This window comes from Microbacterium sp. NPDC080005 (genome assembly GCF_040702445.1).
In the GTDB taxonomy this organism is placed as follows: domain Bacteria; phylum Actinomycetota; class Actinomycetes; order Actinomycetales; family Microbacteriaceae; genus Microbacterium; species Microbacterium oleivorans_D.
The window spans coordinates 575321-600473 of the sequence record NZ_JBFBLD010000002.1 but is presented as its reverse complement, the minus strand read 5'-3'; the positions used below and the strand labels follow the sequence as shown (position 1 = coordinate 600473).

The window sequence follows — 25153 nt, the reverse complement described above, 5'->3', positions numbered from 1 at the left end:
GTACTCTGCCCCCGTGCCCGCCCCCACCCTCCGCCCGTTCCCGACCGGCTTCCTCTTCGGCGCCGCGACCGCCGCCTACCAGATCGAGGGCGCCGCGTTCGAAGACGGTCGCACCGCGTCCATCTGGGATGCGTTCAGCCGCGTCCCCGGTGCCGTGATCAACGCGGACAACGGCGACGTCGCGTGCGATCACTATCACCGCTACCGCGGCGACGTCGCCCTGATGAAGGAGCTCGGCCTCGACACCTACCGGTTCTCCACCTCGTGGTCGCGTGTGCGACCCGACGGCGGGCCGGTGAACGCGAAGGGCATCGACTTCTACGAGCGTCTCGTCGACGAGCTGCTGGGCGCCGGCATCCGCCCCTGGCTCACGCTCTACCACTGGGACCTCCCGCAGGCTCTCGAGGAGCGCGGCGGGTGGACGGCGCGCGAGACCAGCGAGCGGTTCGCCGAGTACGCGCTCTCGGTCCATGACTCTCTGGGTGACCGGGTCGCGGACTGGACGACGCTGAACGAGCCGTGGTGCTCGTCCTTCCTCAGCTACACCGGCGGCATCCACGCTCCGGGGCGGTTCAGCATCGCCGACGGGATGCTGGCATCCCACCACCTGCTGCGGGGGCACGGTCTCGTCGTCGACGAGCTGCGTCGGCGCGATCCGGCGCTGAACCTGGGCATCACGCTGAACCTCACCGTCGCCGAGGCTGCGGATCCGGCCAGGCCCGAGGACGTCGACGCCGCCCGGCGCATCGACGGGCAGTTCAACCGCTGGTTCCTGGACCCGATCTTCCGGGCGAGCTACCCCGAGGACATCGTGGCGGACATCCGCGCAGTGGACGCCGACGCCGTCTCCCGCTTCGAGGCCGCGGTCCGGCCCGGAGACCTCGACACCATCTCGCAGTCGCTCGACGTCCTGGGCGTGAACTACTACCACGGCGAGTTCGTCGGCGGCACGGCTCCCGCAGACCCTCCGCTGCCCGGCGACGCCCCGACCGACCGTGCGGTGGGATCGCCCTGGCCGGCGGGCCACGACATCCACTGGTACGAGCGCGGACTGCCGCGGACGGCGATGCACTGGGAGGTGCAGCCCGAGGCGCTGACCGTCCTGCTCGAGCGGGTCTGGGACGAGTACGCGAAGGATGCCGGGACGGCGCTGTTCGTGACCGAGAACGGCGCGGCGTACGACGACGAGACCGTCGAACAGGATGGCGCCCTCCGGGTCCACGACGAGGACCGGGTCGGGTTCCTGCGCGGTCACCTCGCCGCGATCCTGGATGCCGCCGACGCCGGTGTCGACGTCCGCGGCTACTTCTACTGGTCACTCATGGACAACTTCGAGTGGGCGTGGGGATACGACAAGCGCTTCGGTCTCATCCGGGTCGATTACGCCACGCAGGAACGGACCTTCAAAGACAGCGCCCTGGAGTATCGTCGGGTCATCGCCGCCCGAGCGATGGAATGACTGCACTCCGCGAGGTGACCGTGTCCGATGTCCTCCACCCCCCGGTGACGATCGAAGAGGTCGCCTCGGCGGCGGGGGTGTCCCGCTCCACGGTCTCGCGCGTCGTGAACGGATCGACCGCGGTCAGTCCGGGCGCCCTCGCCGCCGTCCGCCGCGCGATCGACGAGCTCAACTACGTCCCCAACCGGGCCGCGCGTTCGCTCGCCAGTCGCGCGACAATGGCCGTCGCGCTCGTCGTCCCCGAGGACACGACCCGCTTCTTCGGCGACCCGTTCTTCGCGGCGATCGTCAGCGGCATCAACAAGCGGATCTCGAAGTCCGACTACGTCCTCAACCTGATCATCGCGAGCGACGACCCGAACGACAAGGCGACCGAGTACCTGCGCAGCGGAGCGGTCGATGGCGCGATCATCGTGTCGCACCACACGAGCGACGCGTTCATCGACCGCATCGCGGCCGCGATGCCGGTCGTCTACGGCGGTCGCCCCGTCCGGCAGCGCGAGCGCGACTTCTACGTCGACGTCGACAACGTCGAGGGGGGCCGTGTGGCGACGCAGCATCTGCTCGACCGGGGTCGGCGCCGGCTCGCCATGGTCACGGGCCCGACGACGATGCCGGGCGGTATCGACCGCCTGACCGGATTCCACGAGGCGCTGGATGCTGCGGGCCTGTCGCCCGTCGCGGTCGAGGACGGCGACTTCACCGCCGCGGGCGGCGCTGCAGCGGTCACGCGGATCCTCCGATCGGGCGCCCGATTCGACGGGCTGTTCGTCGCGAGCGATCTGATGGCGGGAGCCGTCCTGACCGAGCTGACGCGCGCCGGCATGCGCGTTCCCGACGACGTCGCGATCGTCGGGTACGACGATTCGCCCGTCGCCACCTCTGTCTCCCCCGCGCTGACGACGGTGCGTCAGCCGTCGCTCGAGCAGGGCGAGGTGATGGCGGACACCCTGCTCACCCTCCTGTCGGGCGGATACCCGCCGCGCGAGACCCTGCTCGACACGCAGCTGGTCGTGCGCGAGTCCGCCTGACGGGCGTCACGGGGCGGTCGCGTGCAGGGTGTTCCGCCAGGGATCGGCGAAGGTCATCGTGCGACCGTCGTCGGCGACCTGGACGCCGTGGTGCCGTAGGCGTTCACCCAGTTCGCCGAGACTGTCGCCGTCGGGCAGCGCGAGGTCGACGCGGCCGAGGCCGAGCGCCGGCATGCGGGGTCCGGCGCCCCGCGAGTTCCAGACGTTCATAGCCATGTGGTGGTGGTAGCCGCCCGCACTCACGAACAGCGCCGATCCGCCGAGCTCAGCCGTGACGTCGAATCCGAGCGCGTCGACGTAGAAGGAGCGGGCGGTCTCGACATCCCCCACCGACAGGTGGACGTGACCGACGGATGCCGCGTCGTCGGCGGTCGCGCCGTCTGCTGCGGCGTCGGTCAGGTGCTCGCGGATGAAGCTGTTCGGGTCGAGGAAGAGCGTCGCCATCTCGACCCGACCGTGGGTCCAGGACCAGGCGCTGCGATCGCGGTCCCAGTAGAGTTCGATGCCGTTGCCTTCGGGGTCGGTGGCGTAGAAGGCCTGACTGACGAGGTGGTCCGCGCTGCCTGTGAAGGTCTGCGGCGCGTGGCGGGCGAGCGAATACAGTGCCGCCGCCAGCGCGGTCTGCGATTCGAAGAGGATCGCCGTGTGGAAGAGGCCGGCTGCTCCGGCGGGCGCGTGACGCAGCGCCGGCTCGGCGCGGAGCACGACGATGGGGCGGTTCGCGCGACCGAGCGTCACCGAGTCGCCCTCCGCACTCAGCACCGTCAGGGTGACCACGTCGCGGTAGAACCGAGTCATCCCGTCGAGGTCTCCGACGAGGAGGGTCACCGCGCCCATCGAGGTCGCGGGCGCGAGTCGGTCCGGTCCGGGCGCATTCATGTGAATGAGTAACGCCGCCGCATCGTGATTGTTCCCGCGCTCGCGGTGCCGGAGCTCAGTCCGGGTCGCCGCCCAGCTGGCCGATCGGGACGATCGGGCCCCCGTCATCCGCCCCGGTCTTGCGCGCCCGGGCGATGGCGTTGCCGCCGTGGTAGATCGCGAGCGCGGCGAGGGTGCCGAGGACGATGCCGCCGAACTGGAGGACCCCGAGGTCCATCGTGAAGTTCGCGATCGCGATGACGAAGGCGACCGCGACCGTGTACTGGTTGACCGGGCGGGAGAAGTCGACCTGGTTGTCGACCCAGATCTTGATCCCGATGACGCCGATGAGGCCGTACAGCGCGGTCGTCACGCCGCCGATCACGCCGTTCGGGATCGTGAAGAGCACAGCGCCCACGACGGGTGAGAAGGACAGCAGGACGGCGATGATGCCCGCCACCCAGTACGCCGCCGTGGAGTAGATGCGGGTGGCCGCCATGACGCCGATGTTCTCGCCGTAGGTCGTCGTCCCCGAGCCCCCGAAGGCGCCCGCGAGGGTGGTGGCGAGGCCGTCGGCGAGGAGCGCGCGACCGGTGCGGTGGTTCACCGTCGGGTCCGCGGTCATGGTGGCGACGCCGCGCACGTGCCCGACGTTCTCGGCGACGAGCACGAGGACGACCGGCAGGAACATGGGGAGCAGACTCCACGCCACCGGGTCGCCGAACGAGGGCAGGTGGAAGGCGGGCAGCCCGATCCAGGCGCCGTCCTCGATGAGCGCCGCCACACCGGAGAAGTCGACCCGCCCCATGATCAGCGCGGCGATGTACCCCACGACGACGCCGAGGAAGATCGACACGCGACCGAGGATGCCGCGGAACAGGACGGCGAAGAGGATGCACGCGACGAGCGTGATCGTCGCCAGCAGCGCATCGGTTCTGAAGTTGTTCCAGGCCGCCGGTGCGAGGTTGAGACCGATGAGGGCGACGATCGCCCCCGACACGACCGGCGGCATGAGCTTCTCGAGCCAGCGCGTCCCGGTGGCCTGCACGAGGAAGCCGACGCCGGCGAGCAGGATGCCCGCGATGAACACTCCGACCAGTGCCTGCCCGATCTGCTCGGGGCTGTCGAGCGGCTTGCCCTCGCCCGGCCCGAAGGCGGTGATCGGGGCGATGAAGGCGAACGACGACCCGAGGTAGCTGGGGAGGCGGTTCCGGGTGAGGAGGAGGAACAGGAGCGTCCCGAGACCCGAGAAGAGCAGTGTCGTGCTGACGGGGAACCCGGTCAGCAGAGGGACGAGGAACGTCGCGCCGAACATCGCGACGACGTGCTGGGCTCCGATCGCGATCGTGGTGCCCCAGCCGAGGCGCTCGCGGGGGGTGACGACGGCACCGGGGGCGACGCGACGACCGTCGCCGTGCAGGGTCCAGATGGGCATGCGCGTACTCCTCAGATCAGGGGTGGCCTGGGTCAGGCTACCTGGGAGTCGGCTGAGTGCGCGGGAGCGACGCCGTCAGGAGGTGAGGCGTTCGAGCAGCTCGCGGTACTTGGCCGCTGTCTGCGCGACGATCTCGTCGGGGACGACGGGCGGCGTGCCCTGCTTGTCCCAGTTCGCGGCCAGCCAGTCGCGGACGATCTGCTTGTCGAAGCTCGCCATGCGGGCGGCGGGGCTCTCGCCGGTGCGCCAGGTCTCGGCATCCCAGTACCGCGACGAATCGCTCGTCAGCACTTCATCGGCGAGGGTGAGGACGCCATCCGCGTCGAGGCCGAACTCGAACTTCGTGTCGGCGAGGATCAGTCCCTTCGCCTCGGCGAGGGCCGCAGCTCGCCGGTAGATCTCGAGCGAGGCGTCGCGCAGCTCGGCCGCGCGCTCTTCCCCGACGAGCTCGACGGTGCGCTCGAATGAGATGTTCTCGTCGTGCTCGCCGAGCGGGGCCTTGTAGGCGGGGGTGAAGATCGGTTCCGGCAGACGGTCGCCGTTGCCGAGGCCCGCCGGCAGCGGGATGCCGCAGACCGTGCCGTCGGCTTGGTACTCGACCCATCCCGAACCGGTCAGATAGCCGCGGACGACGCACTCGATCGGGAGCATCTCGAGCGACTGCACGACCATCCCCCGGCCCTCCGTCTCGGCCGGCGGCGTCTGCCCGGGCAGCAGATGGTTGGCCACCGCGCGGCCGCCGTCGGCGCCGGCGAGCTGATCGAACCACCACAGCGACAGCGCGTTGAGCAGGGCGCCCTTACCCGGGATGGCCGGCTCGAGGACGTGGTCGAACGCGCTCACGCGATCGCTCGCGACGACGAGGAGGCGGCCGTCATCGGCGCCGTCGGCGGGCCGGTAGAGGTCGCGGACCTTGCCCGAGTACACGTGGGTCCATCCGGGCAGGGGGATCGCGGCATCCGTCACCAGCCCATTATGTCGGGCGCGCCGACCGCGTACCGTGGCGGGATGCGTCGCCGACTGCTCACCCTGACCGCCCTCGCGGTGTCGATCGGACTGAGCGGCTGCGTCTCGACGGCCGCGGTGGATGACGCCGCCCCGTCGCCGTCGACGTCCGCGACCTCGTCTGCGGAGCCCGCGCCGACCTCGACCCCGACGCCGACACCCGAGCCCGAGGTGTCGGCGGACCCGTCCTACGCCGTCCCGGAGCAGGACCCGCTCGAGGCATCGCGCCTCGTCTTCGAGAGCGACGCGGTCGGCGTCGACCCCGTGTCCGTCGTGAGCGTGTCGGCCAGTGCGGTGAGGGACCAGGAGTACGTCCTCGAGTTCGACTGCATCCCCCGGGACGCCACCATCACCTTGTCCCTCTCGCCGGCCGTCGGAGAGGACGAGCCGCCCGTGAACTTCAGTGGGCCGATCGCGGTCACGCAGGGGTGCAGCGCCCCGGGCCGGACGACGGGAATCCGCGTCGACCGGATGGTCGGCGTCCAGATCTCGATGAGCGGCGACGACGTCGCGCGAGCGTGGGCGGTGCTGCGTCCGGCCGAGTGATCCGGGTGTCGACGAACCGGCGTATAGTCCACATGGACTAATTCGCGGCGGGGGAGGCACATGGCGCAGAAGACGGCGACGTTGACGCCGACCGCCGTCATGCTCCTCGCGCTCCTGCACGAGGACGACATGCACGCGTATGAGATGGTGCGCCTGCTCCGCGATCGCCGCGCGGACCGATTGATCGCCCTCACTCACGGCACGATCTATCACACGGTGGCCCGACTCGAACGGCAGGGCCGCATCGCCCAGGTCGGGAGCGACCGCGATGGGAATCGTCCCGAGCGCACGACGTACGCGTTGACGGATGCCGGTGCCGCCGACCTCATCTCATGGATCCGCCGCGAACTGGTGTCGATCGACGACCCGGATCGGTTCCGCATCGCCCTCACCGAGGCGCACAACCTGCCCCGCGACGAGGTGCTCGCGCTCTTCGCACAGCGCCGGGAGCTGCTCGCGGCATCCCGGGACACGCACCGGAGCGCCCACGAACACGCGATCGCGCACGGATCGCACCCCCAGTTCCTCATCGAGGTCCACCGCCAGGCGGCCGTCCTCGACGCCGACATCACCTGGCTCGACGAAGCGGTCGAGTTCATCCGTCGTCCCGACACCGTCTGGGGAGTCATCGACATCCCCGCCACCGACCGCTATCTGGCACAGAGAGAAGCCGCACGCGCATGAGCGAGAGCACGTCCACCGTCCGCGCCCCGGGCGCATCCGCCGCCCCCACGAACCCCTGGCCCGCCCTCTGGGCGCTCGTCATCGGGTTCTTCATGATCCTCGTCGACACGACGATCGTCTCCGTCGCGAACCCCGCGATCAAAGCCGCGCTCGATCCCTCGACCGGCAACCTCGACAACGTCGTGTGGGTCACCTCTGCCTACCTGCTGGCGTACGCCGTGCCGCTGCTGGTCACCGGCCGTCTCGGCGACCGCTTCGGACCCAAGAACATCTACCTGATCGGTCTCGCGATCTTCACCCTCGCCTCGCTGGCATGCGGACTGTCGGGGTCGCTCGCGGCCCTGATCATCGCGCGTGCCGCGCAGGGTCTCGGCGCCGCGCTGATGACGCCGCAGACGATGGCGGTCATCACCCGCACCTTCCCCGCCGAGCGCCGCGGCGCGGCGATGGGCCTGTGGGGCGCGACCGCCGGCGTCGCGACCCTCGTCGGGCCGCTCGCGGGCGGTCTGCTCGTCGACGGGTTCGGCTGGGAGTGGATCTTCTTCGTCAACATCCCCGTGGGCGTCGTGGCCTTCGTGCTCGCGTGGCGGCTCGTGCCGCAGCTCGAGACGCACCCGCACCGGTTCGACATCCTCGGCGTCGTGCTGAGCGCGGTCGCCCTGTTCCTCATCGTCTTCGGCCTGCAGGAGGGCGAGCACTACGACTGGGCCGCGTGGGTGTGGACGATGATCGCCGCCGGTGTCGTCGTCCTGGCGGTCTTCATCTGGACGCAGGGCCGCACGAAGAGCGAGCCGCTCGTCCCTCTCGAGCTCTTCCGCGACCGGAACTTCGCGATCTCCAACCTTGCGATCGCCGCGGTCGGCTTCACCGTGACGAGCATGGCGCTGCCGATGGCGTTCTTCACCCAGCTCGCCCGCGGGCTGACGCCGACCGAGTCGGCTCTGCTGCTCATCCCGATGGCGGTGCTCTCGGGGGTGCTCGCCCCCTTCGCGGGGCGCGTCCTCGACCGTGTCGACCCCCGGGTGCTGCTGGTCCCCGGCCTGACGCTGATGGCCGCGGGCCTCGTCGGCTACTCTTTGCTGATGAACACCGAGGCGCCGGTCCTGCTGCTGCTGATCCCGTCGGCGGTCATCGGTGTCGCCAACGCGGGCATGTGGGGACCGCTCGCGACGACGGCCACCCGCAACCTGCCGCCGCAGCAGGCGGGTGCCGGATCGGGCATCTACAACACGACGCGCACGATCGGATCGGTCATCGGGTCCGCAGCGATCGCGGCGGTCATGCAGTCCCGCCTCGAGGCGAACCTGCCCGGCGCCGGCGACGCCGCGAGCGGTGATTTCGGCGGTGGAGGCGGCATGCCCCCCGTCGTCGCCGAGGGATTCTCGGCCGCGATGGCGCAGGCCATGATCCTGCCCGCGGCGGTCATCGCCCTCGGTGTCGTCCTCGTGCTGTTCCTGCGCCGCCCGGCGCACCTCGTGCAGCGCTGACCGTTCTCAGCGCGGCGCTGTGGTGCGCCGGCGGCGCCGCGCTCAGCCCGCGGCGCGGAGGGCGATGTCGCGGCGGTAGTGCGCGCCCTCGAGCGAGATGTGCTCGAGGGCCGCGTACGCCCGCTCGCGGGCGTCGCTCAGGTCAGCGCCCACCGCGACGACGTTGAGCACGCGGCCACCGGTCGCGACGAGCGCACCGTCGGTGACGGCGGTCGCGGCGTGAGCCAGGTGCACGCCGTCGACGGATGCCGCCGCATCCGTCCCCTCGATGACACGGCCGGTCTGCGGGGCGTCAGGGTATCCCTCGCTCGCGAGGACGACCGTGACCGCGGCCTCAGGGGAGAACTCGGGTGCCGGCTCGGACTCCAGGGTTCCACTCGCAGCCGCCAGGAGGAGGCGCGACAGCGGGCTGCGCAGGCGCGCCAGCACGACCTGCGTCTCGGGGTCGCCGAAGCGGGCGTTGAACTCGATCACCTTGACGCCCGCGTCGGTGAGGATGAGGCCCGCGTAGAGCAGTCCGATGAACGGGGTGCCCTCGGCATCCAGTCGGCGGATGACGGGCTCGGCCACCTCAGCGGTCACCTGTGCGACGAACTCCGCCTCGCTGGTGAAGCGCTCGTCGAGCCAGGGGAGCGGCGAGTAGGCGCCCATGCCGCCCGTGTTCGGGCCCTCGTCGCCGTCGTAGGCGCGCTTGAAGTCCTGCGCCGGGCTGAGGGCGCGCACGGTGTCGCCGTCGGAGATGAAGAAGAGCGAGACCTCGGGGCCGGCGAGGAACTCCTCGACGAGGACCGGACCCGATGACAGGTACGTGTCGGCGTGGGCGAGCGCCGCGTCTCGATCGGAGGTGACGATGACGCCCTTGCCCGCGGCCAGGCCGTCGGCCTTGACCACGTAGGGCGCGCCGAACTCGTCGATCGCCGCCGCGACCTCGTCGTGGGTGCGCGCGCGAGCTGCCCGACCGGTCGGGACACCGGCGGCATCCATGACCCGCTTCGCGAACGCCTTCGACCCCTCGAGCTGGGCGGCGGCCCTGCCGGGCCCGAAGACGGGGATGCCGCGCTCGCGGAGCGCGTCGGCGACACCGGCGACGAGCGGAGCCTCGGGGCCGATGACGACGAGGTCGATCGCCGCCTCGTTCGCGTACTCGGTGACGGCAACGGGGTCGTTCTGGTCGAGTCCCCCGACGATCGTCGCGTCGGCGGCGATGCCGGCGTTGCCGGGAGCCGCGAAGATCTCGTGCCCGGCGCCTTCGGCGGCGAGGGCGAGGATGATGGCGTGCTCGCGCGCGCCCGAGCCGAGGACCAGGATCTTCACCCTGTCAGCCTACCGACCGGCCTTCGCGCGTTACGGTGGCTGCCATGGCCCGCACGATCAGCACCGGCGACGGACGCGACGCCCTCGCAGCCGTCGCCGCAGGCACGGCGGCCCGCCCCGACACGGCCACCGCCGTGCGCTACCTGCTGCAGCTGCTGGTCGAGAAGGCGCCGGGCAACTCCGTCGAGGTCCGGGTGCCGCCCTTCGGCGCCGTCCAGGTCGTCGAGGGTCCGCGCCACACGCGCGGCACCCCGCCGAACGTCATCGAGACGGATGCCGCGACGTGGATCGCCCTCGCGACGGGACAGGTCGCCTGGGCCGACGCCGTCACGGCCGGCACCGTCCGCGCGTCGGGCGTGAGGGCCAACCTCGACGGGCTCCTCCCGCTCAGGCCCTGACGCGCGACGCGTCGCCGGTACCATCGCCTGCGGAGAGGATCCCCATGCAGGCACGGCACCCCCGGAGCGCCACCCGTCCCCTCACCGTCGCGGTGATCGGCGCGGCTCTGGTCGTCCTGGTTCCTGCGGCACCCGCGGACGCCGCGGCGCCGAGCTGCGTCGTGTCCGAGGCCCGCGCGGTCTGGGACGTCGGTGCCGGCGACCTGCAGGCCGACGGAGCCGTCGCCGCGGACGGCGGCGTCCTGACCCTCGACGGCGGCGCCGGTGTGCTCGAGCCGGTCGGGCCCACGGGGAGCATCAGCTTCGACGGCACCCTCCGCTACACGAGCGCTGCGGGGGTGGAGACGACCCTGTCCGCTCCGACCCTCGTCATCGACGGCGGCGCCGGGAGCCTGCTCTTCGACGTGCAGCCCGACGGGACCGAGCTCATCCCGCAGGCGGCGCTCGCCGAGGTCGATCTGCGTGCGGCGGCGGTCGCCGAGGCGGGCGACGCGATGAGTCTCGACGGCGTCGACGCGCAGACCGACGCGACCGGCGACGGCGCCGACCTGCTCTGGGCGGGCACGCTCGGCGATCTCGACCTCACTGTGGCCGCGGACTGCACCGCGACGGGCGACACCGTGGTCGTCGAGGAGGAGGAGGAGAAGGATGCCGCGGCCCCCGGCATCCTCGTCCCGCTCATCGTCGTCGGGATCGCCGCGGCGGTGACGCTCGTCCTCGCCGTCGGATCGGTCCAGCGACGCAAGCGCAACAGTGCCCGCGCGGCACAGCCGGAGACGGTCGACGACCCGCGTCCGTGAGGCGCGGGTGGACAATGGAAGCATGGCCGAGCACTCCGAGACGCACGTCGAGTCCGCCGAGCTGCGGCGCACCCCGCGGTTCGCGGCGTTCTTCGCGGTCGGTGCGGCCCTCGGCATCCTCATCGCCCTCATCCTGACCTTCGCGTTCGGCGACGGCGCGATCAGCGAGAGCACCGGGGCGCGGTACTCGCAGAGCCAAGTGTTCGGCTTCCTGCTGCTCTGGTGCGTGCCCGCCGGGGTCGCGCTCGGCGCCGTGGTCGCCCTCGTCTTCGATCGTGTGCTGAGCAAGAGGCAGCGCACCGTCCGCATCGAGCGGGAGCGCGTCGAAGAGACGGACTGACCCGAGCCTCAGGCGAGCTCGGCGATGATCGGCTGGATCGCCGGATCGAACGCGGCGACGTCGCCGCGCAGTCCGTCCGTCACGGCGATCGTGAGCGATCCGATCCACCAGACGCCCCGCTGGGTGAGCGGCAGGATCTGGACGTTGAGCTCGAAGCTGTGCGCCCGCCGGCCCACCCGGCGTTCGTGCTCGGCGATCGCGCTCGCGTAGGCGCGGTAGCTGCTGGCCGACCCGGCGCGCGCCTGCATCGTGTAGCGGTCGCTCGCCCACCGGGCGAAGGCGACGGCGTCGGCGGCGAGGGGCGCCATCGCCGCGCGCAGCTCGTCGAACCCCTCGATGGGGAGGACGGCGAGGGTCTCGTACCCGTCGACGAGGTCGAGCGGGACGGGGGAGGGATGCGCCTGAGGCTCGACGGCCATCGCCCAGTACGCGAGCCATTGTCGCTGCAGCAGCCGCGCGTCGTCGTCGTCACCGGCCGGCGGCGCCGCGGCGGCCCCCCGCAGGTGCGGCAACTCCTCCGGGGCGCGGATGCCGAGCGCCTGGCGCACGAACAGGGCCACGAGCACCGTCGCGCTCGCGTCCTCCCGCACCACCCATTCGGGCCGCTCAGCCCCGCTCATGGCGACATCCTATGGCGCGGCCGTGGCCTGCGTCCGCTCTGGGCGGGAGCAGTCGGCATCCGACGGCCGGTAGGCTGTGCGAGTGGCCTCGACTCCCACCGATCCCTATTCCGCTGCCGGCGTCGACACCGCGGCGGGGGACCTCGCCGTCGAGTTGATGAAATCGGCCGTCCGTCGCACCCAGGGCCCCGAAGTCCTCGGTGGCGTGGGCGGTTTCGCCGGACTCTTCGACGCATCCGCTCTGCTCGGGTACCGCAAGCCGCTGCTGGCGACCTCGACCGACGGCGTCGGCACGAAGGTCGCCATCGCGCAGGCCATCGACAAGCACGACACGATCGGTCAGGACCTGGTCGGCATGGTCGTCGACGACATCGTGGTGGTCGGCGCGAAGCCCCTCTTCATGACCGACTACATCGCGACGGGCAAGGTCTTCCCCGAGCGCATCGCCGACATCGTCCGAGGCATCGCCGACGGCTGCTCGGCGACCGGCACCGCCCTCGTCGGCGGCGAGACCGCAGAGCATCCCGGACTCCTCGGGATCCACGACTACGACGTCGCGGGCGCGGCGACGGGAGTCGTCGAAGCGGATGCCGTCCTGGGCGCCGACCGGGTGCGTCCCGGCGATGTCGTTCTGGCCCTCGCCTCGAGCGGTCCCCACTCGAACGGGTACTCGCTGATCCGTCACATCATCGCGAACGCCGGCATCGGCTACGGCGACAACGCCGCCGACTTCGGCCGGACGTGGGGCGAGGAACTCCTCGAGCCCACGCGCCTGTACACGTCCCCGCTGCTGCGCGCGATCGACGCGCACCCGGGTGCCATCCACTCCCTCAGCCACGTCACGGGCGGCGGTATCGCCGCGAACCTCGCGCGCGTGCTGCCGCAGGGCACCTGGGTCGACGTCGACCGCTCCACGTGGTCGCCGTCGCCCGTGTTCCGCGTCCTCGCCGACATCGGGGGGCTCTCGCTCGAGCAGACCGAGGGCACCTGGAACCTCGGCATCGGCTTCCTCGCGGTCGTCTCGGCCGAGGCGGCCGACGCCGCGGCATCCACCCTCTCGGCAGAGGGCATCCACACCTGGCAGGTCGGGACGGTGTCGGATGCGGCACTGCCCGCCGGCGACTACGAGCAGGGCGCGAAGGGCGTCGACGGCGGCGCGGTCCGCCTCGTCGGCTCCTACGCAGAAACGGACTGAGCTACACCTATGTGCGGAATCGTCGGCGTCGTCGGACAGGGGCCCGCCAACCAGGAGGTCTACGACGCGCTGCTGCTGCTGCAGCACCGCGGTCAGGACTCCACCGGCATCGCGACCGCGGAGCCGAGCGGTGTCTTCCACATCGCGAAGAACCGCGGGATGGTGCGCGAGGCGTTCCGCACCCGTGACATGCGCTCGCTCCTCGGCACGATCGGCCTCGGCCACGTCCGATATGCGACCAAGGGCACCGCCTCGAACGAGGAGGAGGCGCAGCCGTTCTACGTCAACGCGCCGTACGGCATCGTCCTCGTCCACAACGGCAACCTCACGAACACGCGCGAGCTCACCGAGGAGCTCTTCCGCACCGACCGGCGTCACCTGAACACGAGCTCCGACACCGAGCTGCTGGTGAACGTCCTCGCCAACGAGCTGCAGGCGGTCATCTCGGGCCTCGAGCTGGACCACGAGCAGATCTTCGAGGGCGTCACGCGGGTGCACCAGCGCGTGGAGGGCTCGTACGCCGCCATCGCGCTCATCGCGGGGTACGGACTGCTCGCCTTCCGCGACCCCTTCGGCATCCGTCCCCTCATCCTCGGCACGCGTCGAGCAGAGAACGGCCGGTACGAGTGGACCGTCGCCTCCGAGTCGCTCGTCCTCGAGAACGGCGGCTTCGAGGTCGTCCGCGACGTCGAGCCCGGCGAGGCGGTCTTCATCGACCTCGACGGCAACCTCTTCACCAAGCAGTGCGCCACCAACCCGCAGCTCGTCCCCTGCTCGTTCGAGTACGTCTACCTCGCCCGCCCCGACTCGGTCATGAACGGCATCTCGGTCTACGAGGCCCGACTGCGCATGGGTGAGCGGCTCGCCGACACGATCGCCAAGTACACCCCCGAGGGGTCGATCGACGTCGTCATGCCGATCCCGGATTCCTCGCGCCCCGCCGCGATGCAGGTCGCCCGCAAGCTCGGCATCGAGTACCGCGAGGGCTTCTACAAGAACCGCTACATCGGTCGGACGTTCATCATGCCGGGTCAGGCGATCCGCAAGAAGAGCGTGCGCCAGAAGCTCAACGCGATGTCGACCGAGTTCAAGGGCAAGAACGTCCTCCTCATCGACGACTCCATCGTCCGCGGTACGACCTCTCGGGAGATCATCCAGATGGCGCGGGATGCCGGGGCGAAGTCGGTGACGTTCGCGTCGGCAGCGCCCCCCATCCGCTTCCCGCACGTCTACGGCATCAACATGCCGTCGCGCCACGAACTCGTCGCGTACAACCGCACGATCCCCGAGATCGCCGAGGAGCTCGGCTGCGACTACCTCGTCTACCAGGAGATCGACGATCTGAAGGCCGCGATCCTCGAGGGAGCGCCGGACGTCGAGGATCTCGACATGAGCTGCTTCGACGGTCGCTACGTCACCGGAACCGTGAGCGACGAGTACCTCGCCTGGGTCGAGGGCACGCAGGAGTCCTGAGCCGCCTAGGCTGAATCGGTGACGTCCCCCGATCCCCTCGCCGTGCGACGGGGTCGGATCCTCGCCCTCGTCGGCATCGTCCTCCTCGCCTTCTCGCTGCGCTCCGCGGTGGCTTCGCTGTCGCCGCTGTTCGATGCGATCGGCGAGGATTTCGTCCTCCCCGCCGCTGTACTCGGTCTGATCGGCACCGTGCCGCCGCTCTGCTTCGCCGTCTTCGGTCTGCTCGCTTCCGGATTCGAGCGGCGCTTCGGCCTGGAGCGCACGACCCTCGTCGCGCTGAGCGCCGTGGCCCTCGGGCTGGTCGCGCGTGCCGCGGCGGTCGACGCCTACGGTCTGCTGCTCGGGTCCGCGCTCGTGTTCGCCGGCGTCGGGGTGGGCAACGTGCTCCTGCCCGCGCTCGTGAAGAAGTACTTCCCCGATCGCATCGGCCTGATGACGACCGTCTACTCGACGATGATGGCGATCTCCACGTTCGTGCCCCCGCTCATCGCCGTGCCCGTGGCGGATGCCGCAGGCTGGCGCACGTCGCTGGGGCTGTGGGCGGTCTTCGCGCTCGCCGGTCTCGCGCCCTGGATCGTGCTCGCGGTGCGCGCCCGCCGTGCGGCCCTCGCCGAGGTGGACATCGAACCCGTCAGCACTCGGGTGTTCGGCCGGATGTGGCGCTTGCCCACCGCGTGGGCCCTCGCCGTCACCTTCTTCGTCTCGAGCGCCGTCGCCTACACGTCGTTCGCGTGGCTGCCGAAGATCCTCGTCGACACCGCGGGCGTGACGCCGCAGGTCGCCGGCACCCTGCTGTCGCTCTTCGCGCTGATCGGGCTGCCCGCGTCGCTCGTGGTGCCGGTGCTCGTCGCCCGGCGGGGTGTCGTGCTGCCGCTCTTCTTCATCGCGTCGGCCTCCGGGGTGCTCGGAGCAGGCGGGCTGCTGGTGGCCCCGGCATCCGCTCCGTGGCTCTGGGTCACGCTGCTCGGCATCCTGCCGCTGCTGTTCCCGCTCGTGCTGACGTCGGTCGGTCTGCGCACGCGCACCCACGACGCGACGGTCGCGCTGAGCTCGTTCGCGCAGAGCCTCGGCTACGGCGTGACGATGCTGATGCCGATCGGCGTGGGCCTGATCCACGACGCGACGGCATCGTGGACAGTGCCGCTGATCATGTTGCTCGCGATCTCACTGCTCGCCGTGCCGGCGGGCGTCGTGATCGCGCGACGGAAGACGGTGGAACAGGAGTGGGAACAGCGCCACGGAGCGTGGTGAGTCGGCGAGGGGCGGTCAGGCCTTCTCGAACGAGGCCGAGGCCGGAGCAGACGGGTCTTCTTCGTCGTCCTCGTCGGCGTACTGGTCGGCCCACTTGTCCTCGTACTGCTCGTCACCGGGCGCGCCGAGCTCTCGCTCGAGCGCGTTGATGTTCAAGCTGTACGTGTCGTACTTCAGCTCACGGGCGATCTTGGTGTTCTTCGCCTTTTGACGGCCACGCCCCATGCGTAACCCCCTCATTTCACGAGTGCGGGCTTGGTCCGGCAGCCCGACGAGTCACAGTCCGGCAATGGCCGGGAAGAGTAGCATTCAGGTTACCACGGAGCGTTCCCGCCGCCCTCGCGGCGGGGATCCAGGAAGGGTGATCCGACATGTCCGATGCCGTATCGCAGCCGCAGACCCGGCGTCCCCACCGCCCCGTCATCGCGGGCATCGTTCCCGGGCAGCCTCCGCGTGTCCTCCGTGAGGCGGCTCAGTACGCCCGGCTGCACGGCGCCGCGCTGCTCGTCGCCCACGTCGACATCACCCGGTTCGTCTCGTACGAGGATCCCGACGGGTACGTCCACACCGCGCCGATCAACCTCGACGCGATCCCCAGCGAGGCGCTCGAATCCCAGCTGCGCGACCAGGCCGGCGCCGCCCTGTCGGGCGTCGAGGTCACGTGGTCGCTCGAGATGCTGGCGGGTGACCCGGCACTGGCCATGAAGGACCTGGCCGAGCGCACCGAGGCCCGCCTCATCGTCGTCGGCACACGCAAGCGCGGTATCGGGGATTCGATCCGGGAGTTCTTCACGGGATCGGTCGCGGCCCGCCTCGCGCACCGGCAGCCGCGCCCGGTCCTCGTCGTCCCCCTGGGCGAGCCCGTGAAGGACGACGAGGATCCCTGGCGGGAGCGGCAGAACTGGCCCGAGGAGCTCTGGCCCGGCGGCTGACTCAGCCGCGCAGCGCTCGGCGGACGGCGTCCGCCGCGTCGTCGAGGGCTGTCGCGAGTTCGTCGACGACGGATGCCGCGAGCTCGCCGCCGCGTGCCACGTGGGCACGCAGGTCGGCGCGCAGTTCCGCCCGGAATTCGGACAGGAGCTCGTCCGCGCGTCGTACCTGTTCACGCGAGGCGGCACGGGGATCGGGTGTCGTCGATGCCGCGGGCCGGCGGGGCGCAGCGGATGCCGCGGCGAGGTCGGCCTGCAGACTGCGCATCGCCTCGCGCACTCCGGCGCGTACCTCGTCGGCGATGAGGCGGACACTGTCGGCCAATCCGGCTTCGATCCCCGCGAGGTCGCCGGAGCGCGACGCCACCTCGGCGCGACCGGCATCCGTGATCTCGTAGACCGTCTTTCGTCCGTCCACCGTCTTGGTGACGAGGCCCTCCTCTTCGAGCTTCGACAGACGCGGATAGATGGTGCCGGCGCTCGGCGTGTACGTGCCGCCCGTGCGATCGGACAGTGCCTGCATGAGGTCGTACCCGTGGCGGGGGGCCTCGTCGAGCAGGCTCAGGAGATAGAGACGCAGGTCGCCGTGGGAGAAGACGGGGGGCATCTCAGTACTCCTCCGCGACGGGGGCCTCGTCGGTGATCGCCGACGTGACACGGCGGATGACGGAGACGTCGCCCGACACGGTGTTGGCACGGACCTCCGCGAACGAGCCGCTGAGCTCGCCGACCGATCCGGTGTAGTTGGACCCGATGCCGCTCTGCGAGCGATCGACACCGTCCACGAGCAGCTTTCCGCTGACGGTGCGGAGTGTGTACTTCGCCGCCACGGCCTCGTCGAGCCGCAGCGTTGCCGCACCGCTGACGGTGTTGAACGACACGTTCTGGGTCGGCCCGCTCGAGTCGATGAGGACGGCGCCGCTCACGGTGTCGGCGAATGCGGTGCGGATCTCCCCGGCTGCGGTGATGGCGCCGGAGACCGCGTTGGCGCTCAAGGTGCCGGTCAGGCCGCGGATCTGCACGTCGCCCGAGACGGAGTTCACCGTCACGTCGCCGGTGAGGCCGTCGACGATGATGTCGCCCGAGACGGTGTTGAGCTTCGCGTCGGTGGCGAGCCCGGCCACAAGGGCGCTCGCGCTGACGACGCCGAGGTTGAGGGCGACGTCGCGCGGAACGGCGATGCTCACCTCGGCTTGGGGCCCGCCGCTGCCGAAGTTGCGGAAGGAGGACAGGAAGTTGTCCCATCGCAGCTGTGCGTGATCGATCTCGATGGCGCCGTCTCGGGCCTCGATGCGCAACTCCTTCTGGGTGACGGAGTGCACCTCGATGCGAACGCCGGGCTCGTCGTGGGCGACGACGTCGACCTGCCCGCCGACGAGTCCCACTTTCAGTCGACGGATGCCGTCGAGGTCGATGATGCGGGTCTCCCCGGGCTGGATCAGCCACTTCTCGAGAGTCATGTTGTCTCCTGCGGTCTAGCGCGAATCGAGATATATCGCGTTGCGATCACGGTAACACGATATATCTCGAGTTGTCGAGATCTCTTCCGTCGGAGGACTTGACCTTGACGCGGCGTCAACTCCTAGCGTGGCCGTCATGACGCGCGAATGGTCGATCCAGCAACTCGCCCGGCTCGCCGGCACGACGAGTCGGACGCTGCGCCATTACGGCCAGATCGGACTCCTGCCGCCGACGCGGACGGGCGCCGGGGGCTACCGGTTCTACGACGCCGCGGCCCTGCGTCGCCTCCAGCACATCCTGCTCCTGCGCGAGCTGGGACTGGCACTGCCCCGTATCGCCGAGGTCCTCTCCGAGGACATCGACGAAGTCGAGGCGTTGGCCATCCACCTGAGCTGGCTCGAGACCGAACGCGCGCGCGTCGACCGGCAGATCGCCGCTGTCGCATCGACCCTCGACGCGAGGAGAAGAGGAGAGGAACCCATGCCCGAGAACATGTTCGACGGCTTCGATCACACCGTGCACCGCGAGGAGGTGACCGAACGGTGGGGTGCGGACGCCTACGTGCGATCCGACGATTGGTGGCGCGGCATGTCGGCCCACGAGAAGAAGGCGTGGATGGAGCGGAGCGCGCAGCTGACCTCCGACTGGAGCGACGCGGCGGCGCGCGGCATCCGTCCCGATTCCGACGAGGCTCGGCAGCTCGCCGCGCGTCACGTGGCCTGGCTGCAGGGCATCCCCGGCACTCCCGCTGCCGACGGCGGTGATCTCCGCGGATACGTCCTGGGACTTGCGGACATGTACGTGGCGGACGACCGGTTCGCCGCGAACTACGGCGGCACCCGCGGCGCGGAGTTCGTCCGCGCCGCACTCCGCCACCACATCGACCACTCGTGAGCGGACGTGACGAGGCCCCCTCGACCTGGATCGGGAGGGGGCCTCGGTGCGCCCTTGGGGGAGAGCGCCGCTGACGCGCCTGGGGGTGCGCGTCAGACGATCACGTGTTGCGGCGGAGTACCCGCAGCAAGAAGGCGATCAGCGCGATGACACCCACGATGATGGCCACCCAGAGCAGGAACTGGAGACCTTCCGTGATGCCACCCACGATCGCCAGCACGATGGCGATCACGATGATGATGATAAGTGCGAGGTTCATTGGAGGCTCCCTCTGTTTGTCTCCGTTGTCCGCCGGAGCGGGGGTGACGCGGGTGTGCGTCGTACACATTGCTATCAGCGTTCTCTCAGCCGGATGAGGCCCTTGACAGGCGCAGCGGCCGGTGACATAACGTGGCCGGACGCGGGCGCTCTCTGCCCGCTGCGATCATGTGAGGCGGGTGCATCATGCCGGCAGGACGTGGCTCGAACAGCCTGAAGGACCCTGAGCTCTACGAAGAGCTCCGCAAGGACGGCGCGTCGAAGGAGAAAGCGGCCCGCATCTCGAACGCGGCAGCGCGCGATGGACGCGGCGCGGTCGGTCGCCGGGGCGGCGAGTCCGGCGATTACGAGAATTGGACGGTCGCCGACCTCCGCGCCCGGGCCAAGGAACTCGGCATCCGCGGGTACTCGCACGCGCGCAAGGCGGACCTCATCGACATGCTCCGGTCCCACTGACGTGCCGCGACTGAAGCGGGTGCGCCCGGGCACCGACGTCGGGTACCGCCGGCTCCGCTCCGGGACCGGGTTCCGATACGTGGATGCCGACGGCGATGCCCTGCCGAAGGCGGAGGCCGACCGCGTGCGCGCCCTCGTGCTGCCGCCCGCATGGCAGGACGTGTGGATCTGCTCCGATCCGTACGGCCACATCCAGGCGACCGGCATCGATGAAGCCGGTCGGGTGCAGTACCGCTACCACCCGCAGTGGACGGCTGGCCGCGACAAGGGCAAGTACGCCCGAGCTCTCCAGCTCGCCGAGGCACTGCCCCGGGCCCGTGGGCGGGTCACCACCTCGATCCGCCGAGAGGACATCGACCAGGAGCGCGTCCTGGCCGCGGCCTTCCGGCTGCTCGACCTCGCCGCACCGCGCGTCGGCGCCGAGAAGTACCTCGTCAAGCACGGCAGTCGCGGGCTCACCACCCTGCTGCGCCGCGACGCGCTCGTCGACGGAACAGTGGTCGCCCTGCGCTTCCCCGGCAAGAGCGGGCAGCGTCAGGAGATGGAGGTCGACGACCCCGATCTGGCCGCAGCGGTCGAGCTGCTCGTCGCCGGCCGTCCCAGCTCCCCGTTGCTCGCCTACCTCCGCGGACGACGCCGGGTGGCCCTCACTCCCAAGGACGTCAACCTCTACGTGCGGTCGATGACGGGCGGGATCTTCACCGCGAAGGACTTCCGCACGCTGCGAGGCACGATCACCGCCGCCGACGCGCTCGCCCGCATCGGACCCGCCGTCAAGAAGTCCGATCTCAAGAAGAACGAGGTGCTGGCGGTGAAGATCACCGCCGAGGCGCTCGGGAACACCCCCTCGGTCGCGCGGAGCTCGTACATCGATCCGCGCGTGTTCGACCGCTATCGGCGCGGCATCCTGCTCGACACCAACGTCTCGCCCGAGTCGGCGATCCGCACGCTCATCATGGCCTGACTTCCAGCCGGAGGCGCAGGGCGTCGTGGGATACTTGCCCCTCCCTGCACCCTTCACCTGCACCGTGGAAATGGGCCTTCGTTGTCGAACCTCGCTGTCCTGAGCCTCAAGAACCGTGCGCTCATCGCCCTCATCACGATCGTCGCGGCGATCTTCGGCGGGCTCGCCCTCACGAACCTCAAGCAGGAGCTCATCCCGCCGATCCAGCTGCCGCAGCTGTCGATCCTCACCACGTATCTCGGCGCATCGCCCGACGTCGTGAACAACGACGTCTCCACCCCCATCGAGCAGGCGATCCAGGCCGTGCCCGATCTCGAGTCCACGTCGTCGACGAGCACGACGAATGCGTCGATCGTCCGGGCATCCTTCGCCTACGGCACCAACCTGGCGACGGCGGAGCAGAAGATCCTGCAGGCCATCAACCGCATCGACGACACGCTGCCGGACGGTCTCGACACGAGCGTGCTCGCCTTCTCGACCGACGACCTCCCCGTCATCTCCCTCGCCGTCACCGGCTACGAGGATGCGACCGAGGTGCAGACGCGTCTCGAGAACGCCGTCGTCCCCGACATCGAGGACCTCGACGGAGTCGCCGCAGCCCAGATCGTCGGCGGACAGACCTCGCGGGTGACGATCACCCCCGACCAGGCTGAGCTCGCCGCCGCCGGCTACACGCAGACCGCCATCACGGACGCCCTCGATCAGAACGGCGTCCTGTTCCCCGGTGGCACGGTGGACGAAGGCGACCAGACCCTCACCGTCCAGACCGGAACGAAGCTCGACTCGGTCGACGAGATCGCCGCGCTCCCGCTCGTCCCCACGGACGCCGACCAGTTCGCCGCCGGAGCGGTGACCGTCGGTGACGTCGCGGACGTCGTGCTCGACACCGACCCGGTGACCTCGATCTCGCGCGTCGACGGCGAGCCCGCCCTGACGGTGTCGATCACCAAGCTCCCCGCGGCCAACACGGTCGACGTCTCGCACCTCGTGCGCGACTCGATCGACACCCTGCAGGACGACATCGGCAGCGGCGCGACCATCACGGTCGTCTTCGACCAGGCCCCCTACATCGAGCAGTCGATCGAGGCGCTCGCACAGGAGGGTCTCCTCGGGCTCGCCTTCGCCGTCGTCGTCATCCTGATCTTCCTGCTGTCGGTCCGCTCGACGCTCGTCACGGCGATCTCGATCCCGACGAGCGTGCTGATCACCTTCATCGGCATCCAGGCGTTCGGTTACTCGCTCAACATCCTCACGCTGGGCGCGCTCACGATCGCGATCGGTCGCGTCGTCGACGACTCCATCGTCGTCATCGAGAACATCAAACGGCACTACGTCGGCGCCGCCGACAAGCTGCAGTCGATCCTCCTCGCGGTCCGCGAGGTCGCGGCGGCGATCACGGCATCCACCCTCACGACCGTCGCCGTCTTCCTGCCGATCGCCTTCGTCGGCGACCTCACCGGCGAGCTGTTCCGACCGTTCGCGCTGACGGTCACGATCGCCATGCTCGCCTCGCTCTTCGTCGCGCTGACGATCGTGCCCGTCCTCGCGTACTGGTTCCTCCGGCCCGGCAAGCCGGTGACGGATGCCGCGGGTCGGGCGATCGACCCCGAGGACCCCGCCGCTCCGCCGAGTCGGCTGCAGCAGTCCTACCTGCCGGTGCTGCGCTGGACGCTGCGCCACTCGGCGGTGACCCTGCTGCTCGCCGGGGTCGTCCTCGGTGGGACGATCGCTGTCGCTCCGCTCATGAAGGTCAACTTCCTCGGCGACTCCGGCCAGAACACCTTCACCGTCACGCAGAACGTCGGCGACACCGCGAGCCTCGAGACGCAGGACGCCGCCGCGGAGCGCGTCGAGGAGGTCCTGCTCGACGTCGACGGCATCGACACCGTGCAGACCTCCATCGGCTCGACCGGTTCCGCCCTCCGCGACGCCTTCTCGGGCGGCGGCGCGGGCATCACCTACTCGATCACGACCGACCCCGACGCCGACCAGGAGCGCATCCGCACCGACGTGCAGCAGGCCGTCACCGACCTCCCGGATGCCGGCGAGATCGTCGTCTCGGCGTCGCAGGGCGGCTTCGGCTCGACCGACATCGAGGTCGACGTGACCGCGCCGGACGCCGGTGTGCTTCGCGACGCGACGGACGCGGTCGTCGCGGCGTTGACGGACGCGGGCGGCATCGAGCAGGTCGACTCCAACCTGTCGGCATCCCTCCCGTTCGTCTCGGTCGCGGTCGACCGCGACAAGGCGGCGGAGCTCGGCCTCTCGGAGGTCGCCGTCGGCGGGCTCGTGTCGAACACGATGCAGCCCCGGCAGATCGGCACCGTGGAGATCGATGACGCGTCGCTCACGGTCTACCTGAAAGCCGCCGACATCCCGCAGACCATCGAGGACTTGCGCGGGCTCGAGATCGCGAGCGCGTCGGGGCTCGTTCGCCTGGACGAGGTCGCGACGGTCGAACAGTCCGAGGGGCCGTCGTCCATCACCAGCGAGCGCGGTCAGCGCACGGCATCCGTCACCGTCACCCCGGCCACCGACGACCTGAACGCCTCGAACGCGACCGTCACCGCGGCGCTCGCCGACGTCGACCTGCCGCAGGGCGCGGACGCGCAGATCGGCGGTGTCGTCACGCAGCAGCAGGACGCATTCGCGCAGTTGGGCCTCGCGATCCTCGCGGCGATCCTCATCGTCTACATCGTCATGGTCGCGACCTTCAAGTCGCTGCGGCAGCCGGTGCTGCTCCTGGTGTCGGTGCCGTTCGCCGCGACGGGAGCGATCCTGCTGCAGATCGTCTCAGGCGTGCCGCTGGGCGTCGCCTCGCTCATCGGCGTGCTGATGCTCGTCGGCATCGTCGTCACCAACGCGATCGTGCTCATCGACCTCGTGAACCAGTACCGCGAGAAGGGGTTGTCGACCCCCGAGGCGGTCCTCGCCGGTGGTGCGCGACGACTGCGGCCGATCCTCATGACGGCCCTCGCCACGATCTTCGCGCTGACGCCGATGGCCCTCGGCATCACGGGCCACGGCGGATTCATCTCGCAGCCGCTCGCGATCGTCGTGATCGGCGGACTCGTGTCGTCGACCGTGCTGACACTGCTCGTGCTGCCCGCGCTCTACAACCTCGTCGAGGGCGCCAAGGAGCGTCGGGCCGCGAAGCGCGGTGACACGGCATCGGCGGCGGCGGTTGCGAGCGAGGCTCCGCTGACGCGGCGCGCACGACGGGATGCGGCCGCGTCGGCAGCTGCGGTCACGGGCGCGGCGGCCGTGGACACGGCGCTCGTCATCGAGGAGTCCCCGGACGTCGAGATCCCGGCCGTCGAGTGGTCCGCGTCGTCCGACGAGGAGCCCCGCCGCGAGGACTGAGGCTCAGCCGACGAGGTGGGCGCCCCACTCGAGTGACCAGGTCTCGCCGGGTGCGAGTCGCCGCAGGCTCCGTCCGGAGTTGAAGGCGTCGGCGGGCGCGGTCATCGGCTCGATCGCGACGGCGAGGTCGTGACCGGGGAAGCGGTCGGTCGTGAAAACCTGCATGTACTCGAACCCCTCGCCCGCCCAGACGGTCACGCGACGCCCGTCCGGCGCGACGAGGTGCGCCTCGATCCGTCCGTCCCGGCGGGGAAGACCCGCGAAGGCCACGTCGAGCGCGAGGTCGCCCACGCGACGCGGCTCGCGCAGGTCGTGCTCGGCGTCGAGCGGCTCTTCGGCGACGGGAATGCTCTGGTCGTCGAGGCGGAACCAGGTGCGCGCCTCGAGCTGCACGGACAGGTCCGCGGTGTCGACATCCGAGATGCGGAAGTAGGGGTGCGTCCCGAGGGCGACCGGCGCGTCGCCCGCGCCGATGTTGCGGATCTCGTGCGTCACACGGATGCCGCGCTCGCTGAGCAGGTACGTCACGCGGGTGTCGAGGTGATACGGGTAGCCGGTCTGCGGCACGACGTCTGCGCGCAGGGTGAGCGCGGCATCCGTCTGCTCCTCGAGGCGGTAGGCGGTGAACCGCAGCAGCCCGTGCGACGCGTTGCCGAGCTTCGGCTCCGTGATCGCGAGCTGGCGCAGCTCGCCGTCGTCCTCCCAGCGGCCGTCGCGGATCCGATTCGGCCAGGGGACGAGGACGATCCCGGATGCCGCCGGTGTCGGCACGTCGTCGGGGTAGTCGGGGACCAGGTCGACCGCGCCGACGCGCAGCGCCCGGAGGGCTGCGCCCACCTCGGTGATCTCGGCGGAGACGTCGGCGGCGTGGAGGGTGAAGCGGGTTCCCGTGGGGTCGGCGGTCATGCGGTCAGCGTATCGGCGCGGCGGGT

General features: G+C 70.4%; 26 protein-coding genes. 16 read left to right on the top strand and 10 right to left on the bottom strand.

Annotation, left to right across the window (positions count from 1 at the left end):
• Positions 1-13: 13 nt before the first annotated feature.
• Together AB0259_RS09655 and AB0259_RS09650 are read left to right on the top strand one after the other, a co-directional pair.
• Positions 14-1459 carry a GH1 family beta-glucosidase gene (locus AB0259_RS09655; RefSeq protein WP_366222023.1) on the top strand — a complete coding sequence of 482 codons (1446 nt, stop codon included), beginning with the start codon at positions 14-16 and terminating at the stop codon, positions 1457-1459.
• Positions 1456-2490 (top strand): LacI family DNA-binding transcriptional regulator, encoded by a 1035-nt coding sequence (locus AB0259_RS09650; protein WP_251577556.1) that lies wholly within the window; start codon positions 1456-1458, stop codon positions 2488-2490. The genes AB0259_RS09655 and AB0259_RS09650 overlap by 4 nt, the downstream gene beginning before the upstream one ends.
• A 6-nt stretch (positions 2491-2496) precedes the next feature.
• On the opposite strand, the gene AB0259_RS09645 is transcribed toward AB0259_RS09650, so the two are convergent.
• The 3 genes from AB0259_RS09645 to AB0259_RS09635 all read right to left on the bottom strand — a co-directional run bounded on the left by AB0259_RS09645 (position 2497) and on the right by AB0259_RS09635 (position 5749).
• Positions 2497-3369: a VOC family protein gene (locus tag AB0259_RS09645; protein WP_251577558.1), complete on the bottom strand. Its 873-nt coding sequence runs from the start codon at positions 3367-3369 to the stop codon at positions 2497-2499.
• Between the two features lie 55 nt (positions 3370-3424).
• Positions 3425-4783, bottom strand: coding sequence for a solute carrier family 23 protein (locus tag AB0259_RS09640; protein ID WP_366222025.1), 1359 nt, complete (start codon positions 4781-4783; stop codon positions 3425-3427).
• Positions 4784-4858: 75 nt separating this feature from the next.
• The gene (locus AB0259_RS09635) at positions 4859-5749 is read right to left on the bottom strand and encodes a phosphoribosylaminoimidazolesuccinocarboxamide synthase (protein WP_366222026.1); all 891 of its coding nucleotides are present in this window, start codon (positions 5747-5749) and stop codon (positions 4859-4861) included.
• Positions 5750-5791: 42 nt separating this feature from the next.
• Between AB0259_RS09635 and AB0259_RS09630 the strand changes: the two genes are divergently transcribed.
• From AB0259_RS09630 to AB0259_RS09620, 3 genes are read left to right on the top strand one after another with little or no spacing between them, the layout of a single operon-like run.
• Complete coding sequence (locus AB0259_RS09630; RefSeq protein WP_366222027.1) at positions 5792-6334, top strand: hypothetical protein; 543 nt, start codon at positions 5792-5794, stop codon at positions 6332-6334.
• A gap of 60 nt (positions 6335-6394) precedes the next feature.
• Positions 6395-7018: a PadR family transcriptional regulator gene (locus tag AB0259_RS09625; protein ID WP_251577566.1), complete on the top strand. Its 624-nt coding sequence runs from the start codon at positions 6395-6397 to the stop codon at positions 7016-7018.
• The gene (locus AB0259_RS09620; RefSeq protein WP_251577568.1) at positions 7015-8505 is read left to right on the top strand and encodes an MFS transporter; all 1491 of its coding nucleotides are present in this window, start codon (positions 7015-7017) and stop codon (positions 8503-8505) included. The genes AB0259_RS09625 and AB0259_RS09620 overlap by 4 nt, the downstream gene beginning before the upstream one ends.
• A 42-nt stretch (positions 8506-8547) precedes the next feature.
• Here the strand turns inward: AB0259_RS09620 and purD are convergent, their stop codons facing one another.
• Positions 8548-9819, bottom strand: a complete 1272-nt coding sequence (gene purD, locus AB0259_RS09615) for a phosphoribosylamine--glycine ligase (protein ID WP_366222029.1) — start codon at positions 9817-9819, stop codon at positions 8548-8550.
• A 44-nt stretch (positions 9820-9863) separates the two neighbouring features.
• On the opposite strand from purD, the gene AB0259_RS09610 reads away from it, so the two are divergent.
• Genes AB0259_RS09610 through AB0259_RS09600 form a run of 3 tightly spaced genes read left to right on the top strand, consistent with a single transcriptional unit; the run spans position 9864 to position 11357 of the window.
• Positions 9864-10217 (top strand): sterol carrier family protein, encoded by a 354-nt coding sequence (locus AB0259_RS09610; RefSeq protein WP_366222031.1) that lies wholly within the window; start codon positions 9864-9866, stop codon positions 10215-10217.
• Between the two features lie 44 nt (positions 10218-10261).
• Entirely contained in the window at positions 10262-11017 is a 756-nt protein-coding gene (locus AB0259_RS09605) for an HtaA domain-containing protein (protein ID WP_366222032.1), read from the top strand.
• Positions 11018-11039: 22 nt separating this feature from the next.
• The gene (locus tag AB0259_RS09600) at positions 11040-11357 is read left to right on the top strand and encodes a potassium transporter Trk (protein ID WP_251577576.1); all 318 of its coding nucleotides are present in this window, start codon (positions 11040-11042) and stop codon (positions 11355-11357) included.
• A gap of 8 nt (positions 11358-11365) precedes the next feature.
• Here AB0259_RS09600 and AB0259_RS09595 read toward each other — a convergent pair whose 3' ends face one another.
• Positions 11366-11977, bottom strand: a complete 612-nt coding sequence (locus tag AB0259_RS09595; RefSeq protein ID WP_251577578.1) for a zinc-binding alcohol dehydrogenase — start codon at positions 11975-11977, stop codon at positions 11366-11368.
• Positions 11978-12059: 82 nt separating this feature from the next.
• On the opposite strand from AB0259_RS09595, the gene purM reads away from it, so the two are divergent.
• From purM to AB0259_RS09580, 3 genes are read left to right on the top strand one after another with little or no spacing between them, the layout of a single operon-like run.
• Positions 12060-13172, top strand: a complete 1113-nt coding sequence (purM, locus tag AB0259_RS09590) for a phosphoribosylformylglycinamidine cyclo-ligase (protein WP_251577580.1) — start codon at positions 12060-12062, stop codon at positions 13170-13172.
• A gap of 9 nt (positions 13173-13181) precedes the next feature.
• On the top strand, positions 13182-14645 hold the full coding sequence (gene purF / locus AB0259_RS09585; protein ID WP_251577582.1) for an amidophosphoribosyltransferase: 1464 nt from the start codon (positions 13182-13184) through the stop codon (positions 14643-14645).
• Between the two features lie 18 nt (positions 14646-14663).
• Positions 14664-15896 (top strand): MFS transporter, encoded by a 1233-nt coding sequence (locus AB0259_RS09580; protein WP_366222034.1) that lies wholly within the window; start codon positions 14664-14666, stop codon positions 15894-15896.
• Between the two features lie 15 nt (positions 15897-15911).
• Here AB0259_RS09580 and AB0259_RS09575 read toward each other — a convergent pair whose 3' ends face one another.
• The gene (locus tag AB0259_RS09575) at positions 15912-16121 is read right to left on the bottom strand and encodes a DUF3073 family protein (protein ID WP_251577585.1); all 210 of its coding nucleotides are present in this window, start codon (positions 16119-16121) and stop codon (positions 15912-15914) included.
• Between the two features lie 146 nt (positions 16122-16267).
• Here AB0259_RS09575 and AB0259_RS09570 point away from each other — a divergent pair, with 146 nt between their 5' ends.
• On the top strand, positions 16268-16828 hold the full coding sequence (locus AB0259_RS09570) for a universal stress protein (protein WP_366222036.1): 561 nt from the start codon (positions 16268-16270) through the stop codon (positions 16826-16828).
• Position 16829: 1 nt separating this feature from the next.
• On the opposite strand, the gene AB0259_RS09565 is transcribed toward AB0259_RS09570, so the two are convergent.
• Both AB0259_RS09565 and AB0259_RS09560 read right to left on the bottom strand, forming a co-directional pair.
• Positions 16830-17432, bottom strand: coding sequence for a PadR family transcriptional regulator (locus AB0259_RS09565; protein ID WP_251577589.1), 603 nt, complete (start codon positions 17430-17432; stop codon positions 16830-16832).
• Between the two features lies 1 nt (position 17433).
• Positions 17434-18285: a DUF4097 family beta strand repeat-containing protein gene (locus AB0259_RS09560; RefSeq protein ID WP_251577591.1), complete on the bottom strand. Its 852-nt coding sequence runs from the start codon at positions 18283-18285 to the stop codon at positions 17434-17436.
• 136 nt (positions 18286-18421) lie between these two features.
• Between AB0259_RS09560 and AB0259_RS09555 the strand changes: the two genes are divergently transcribed.
• Positions 18422-19180, top strand: a complete 759-nt coding sequence (locus tag AB0259_RS09555; RefSeq protein WP_366222038.1) for a MerR family transcriptional regulator — start codon at positions 18422-18424, stop codon at positions 19178-19180.
• A 100-nt stretch (positions 19181-19280) separates the two neighbouring features.
• Here the strand turns inward: AB0259_RS09555 and AB0259_RS09550 are convergent, their stop codons facing one another.
• Complete coding sequence (locus AB0259_RS09550; protein ID WP_251577595.1) at positions 19281-19439, bottom strand: hypothetical protein; 159 nt, start codon at positions 19437-19439, stop codon at positions 19281-19283.
• A gap of 185 nt (positions 19440-19624) precedes the next feature.
• On the opposite strand from AB0259_RS09550, the gene AB0259_RS09545 reads away from it, so the two are divergent.
• The 3 genes from AB0259_RS09545 to AB0259_RS09535 all read left to right on the top strand — a co-directional run bounded on the left by AB0259_RS09545 (position 19625) and on the right by AB0259_RS09535 (position 24221).
• Entirely contained in the window at positions 19625-19894 is a 270-nt protein-coding gene (locus AB0259_RS09545) for a Rho termination factor N-terminal domain-containing protein (RefSeq protein WP_366222040.1), read from the top strand.
• 1 nt (position 19895) lies between these two features.
• Complete coding sequence (locus tag AB0259_RS09540; protein ID WP_251577599.1) at positions 19896-20858, top strand: DNA topoisomerase IB; 963 nt, start codon at positions 19896-19898, stop codon at positions 20856-20858.
• Positions 20859-20939: 81 nt separating this feature from the next.
• Positions 20940-24221: an efflux RND transporter permease subunit gene (locus AB0259_RS09535; RefSeq protein WP_366222042.1), complete on the top strand. Its 3282-nt coding sequence runs from the start codon at positions 20940-20942 to the stop codon at positions 24219-24221.
• 3 nt (positions 24222-24224) lie between these two features.
• Here AB0259_RS09535 and AB0259_RS09530 read toward each other — a convergent pair whose 3' ends face one another.
• Positions 24225-25127 (bottom strand): aldose 1-epimerase family protein, encoded by a 903-nt coding sequence (locus AB0259_RS09530; RefSeq protein ID WP_366222043.1) that lies wholly within the window; start codon positions 25125-25127, stop codon positions 24225-24227.
• Between the last annotated feature and the right edge of the window lie 26 nt (positions 25128-25153).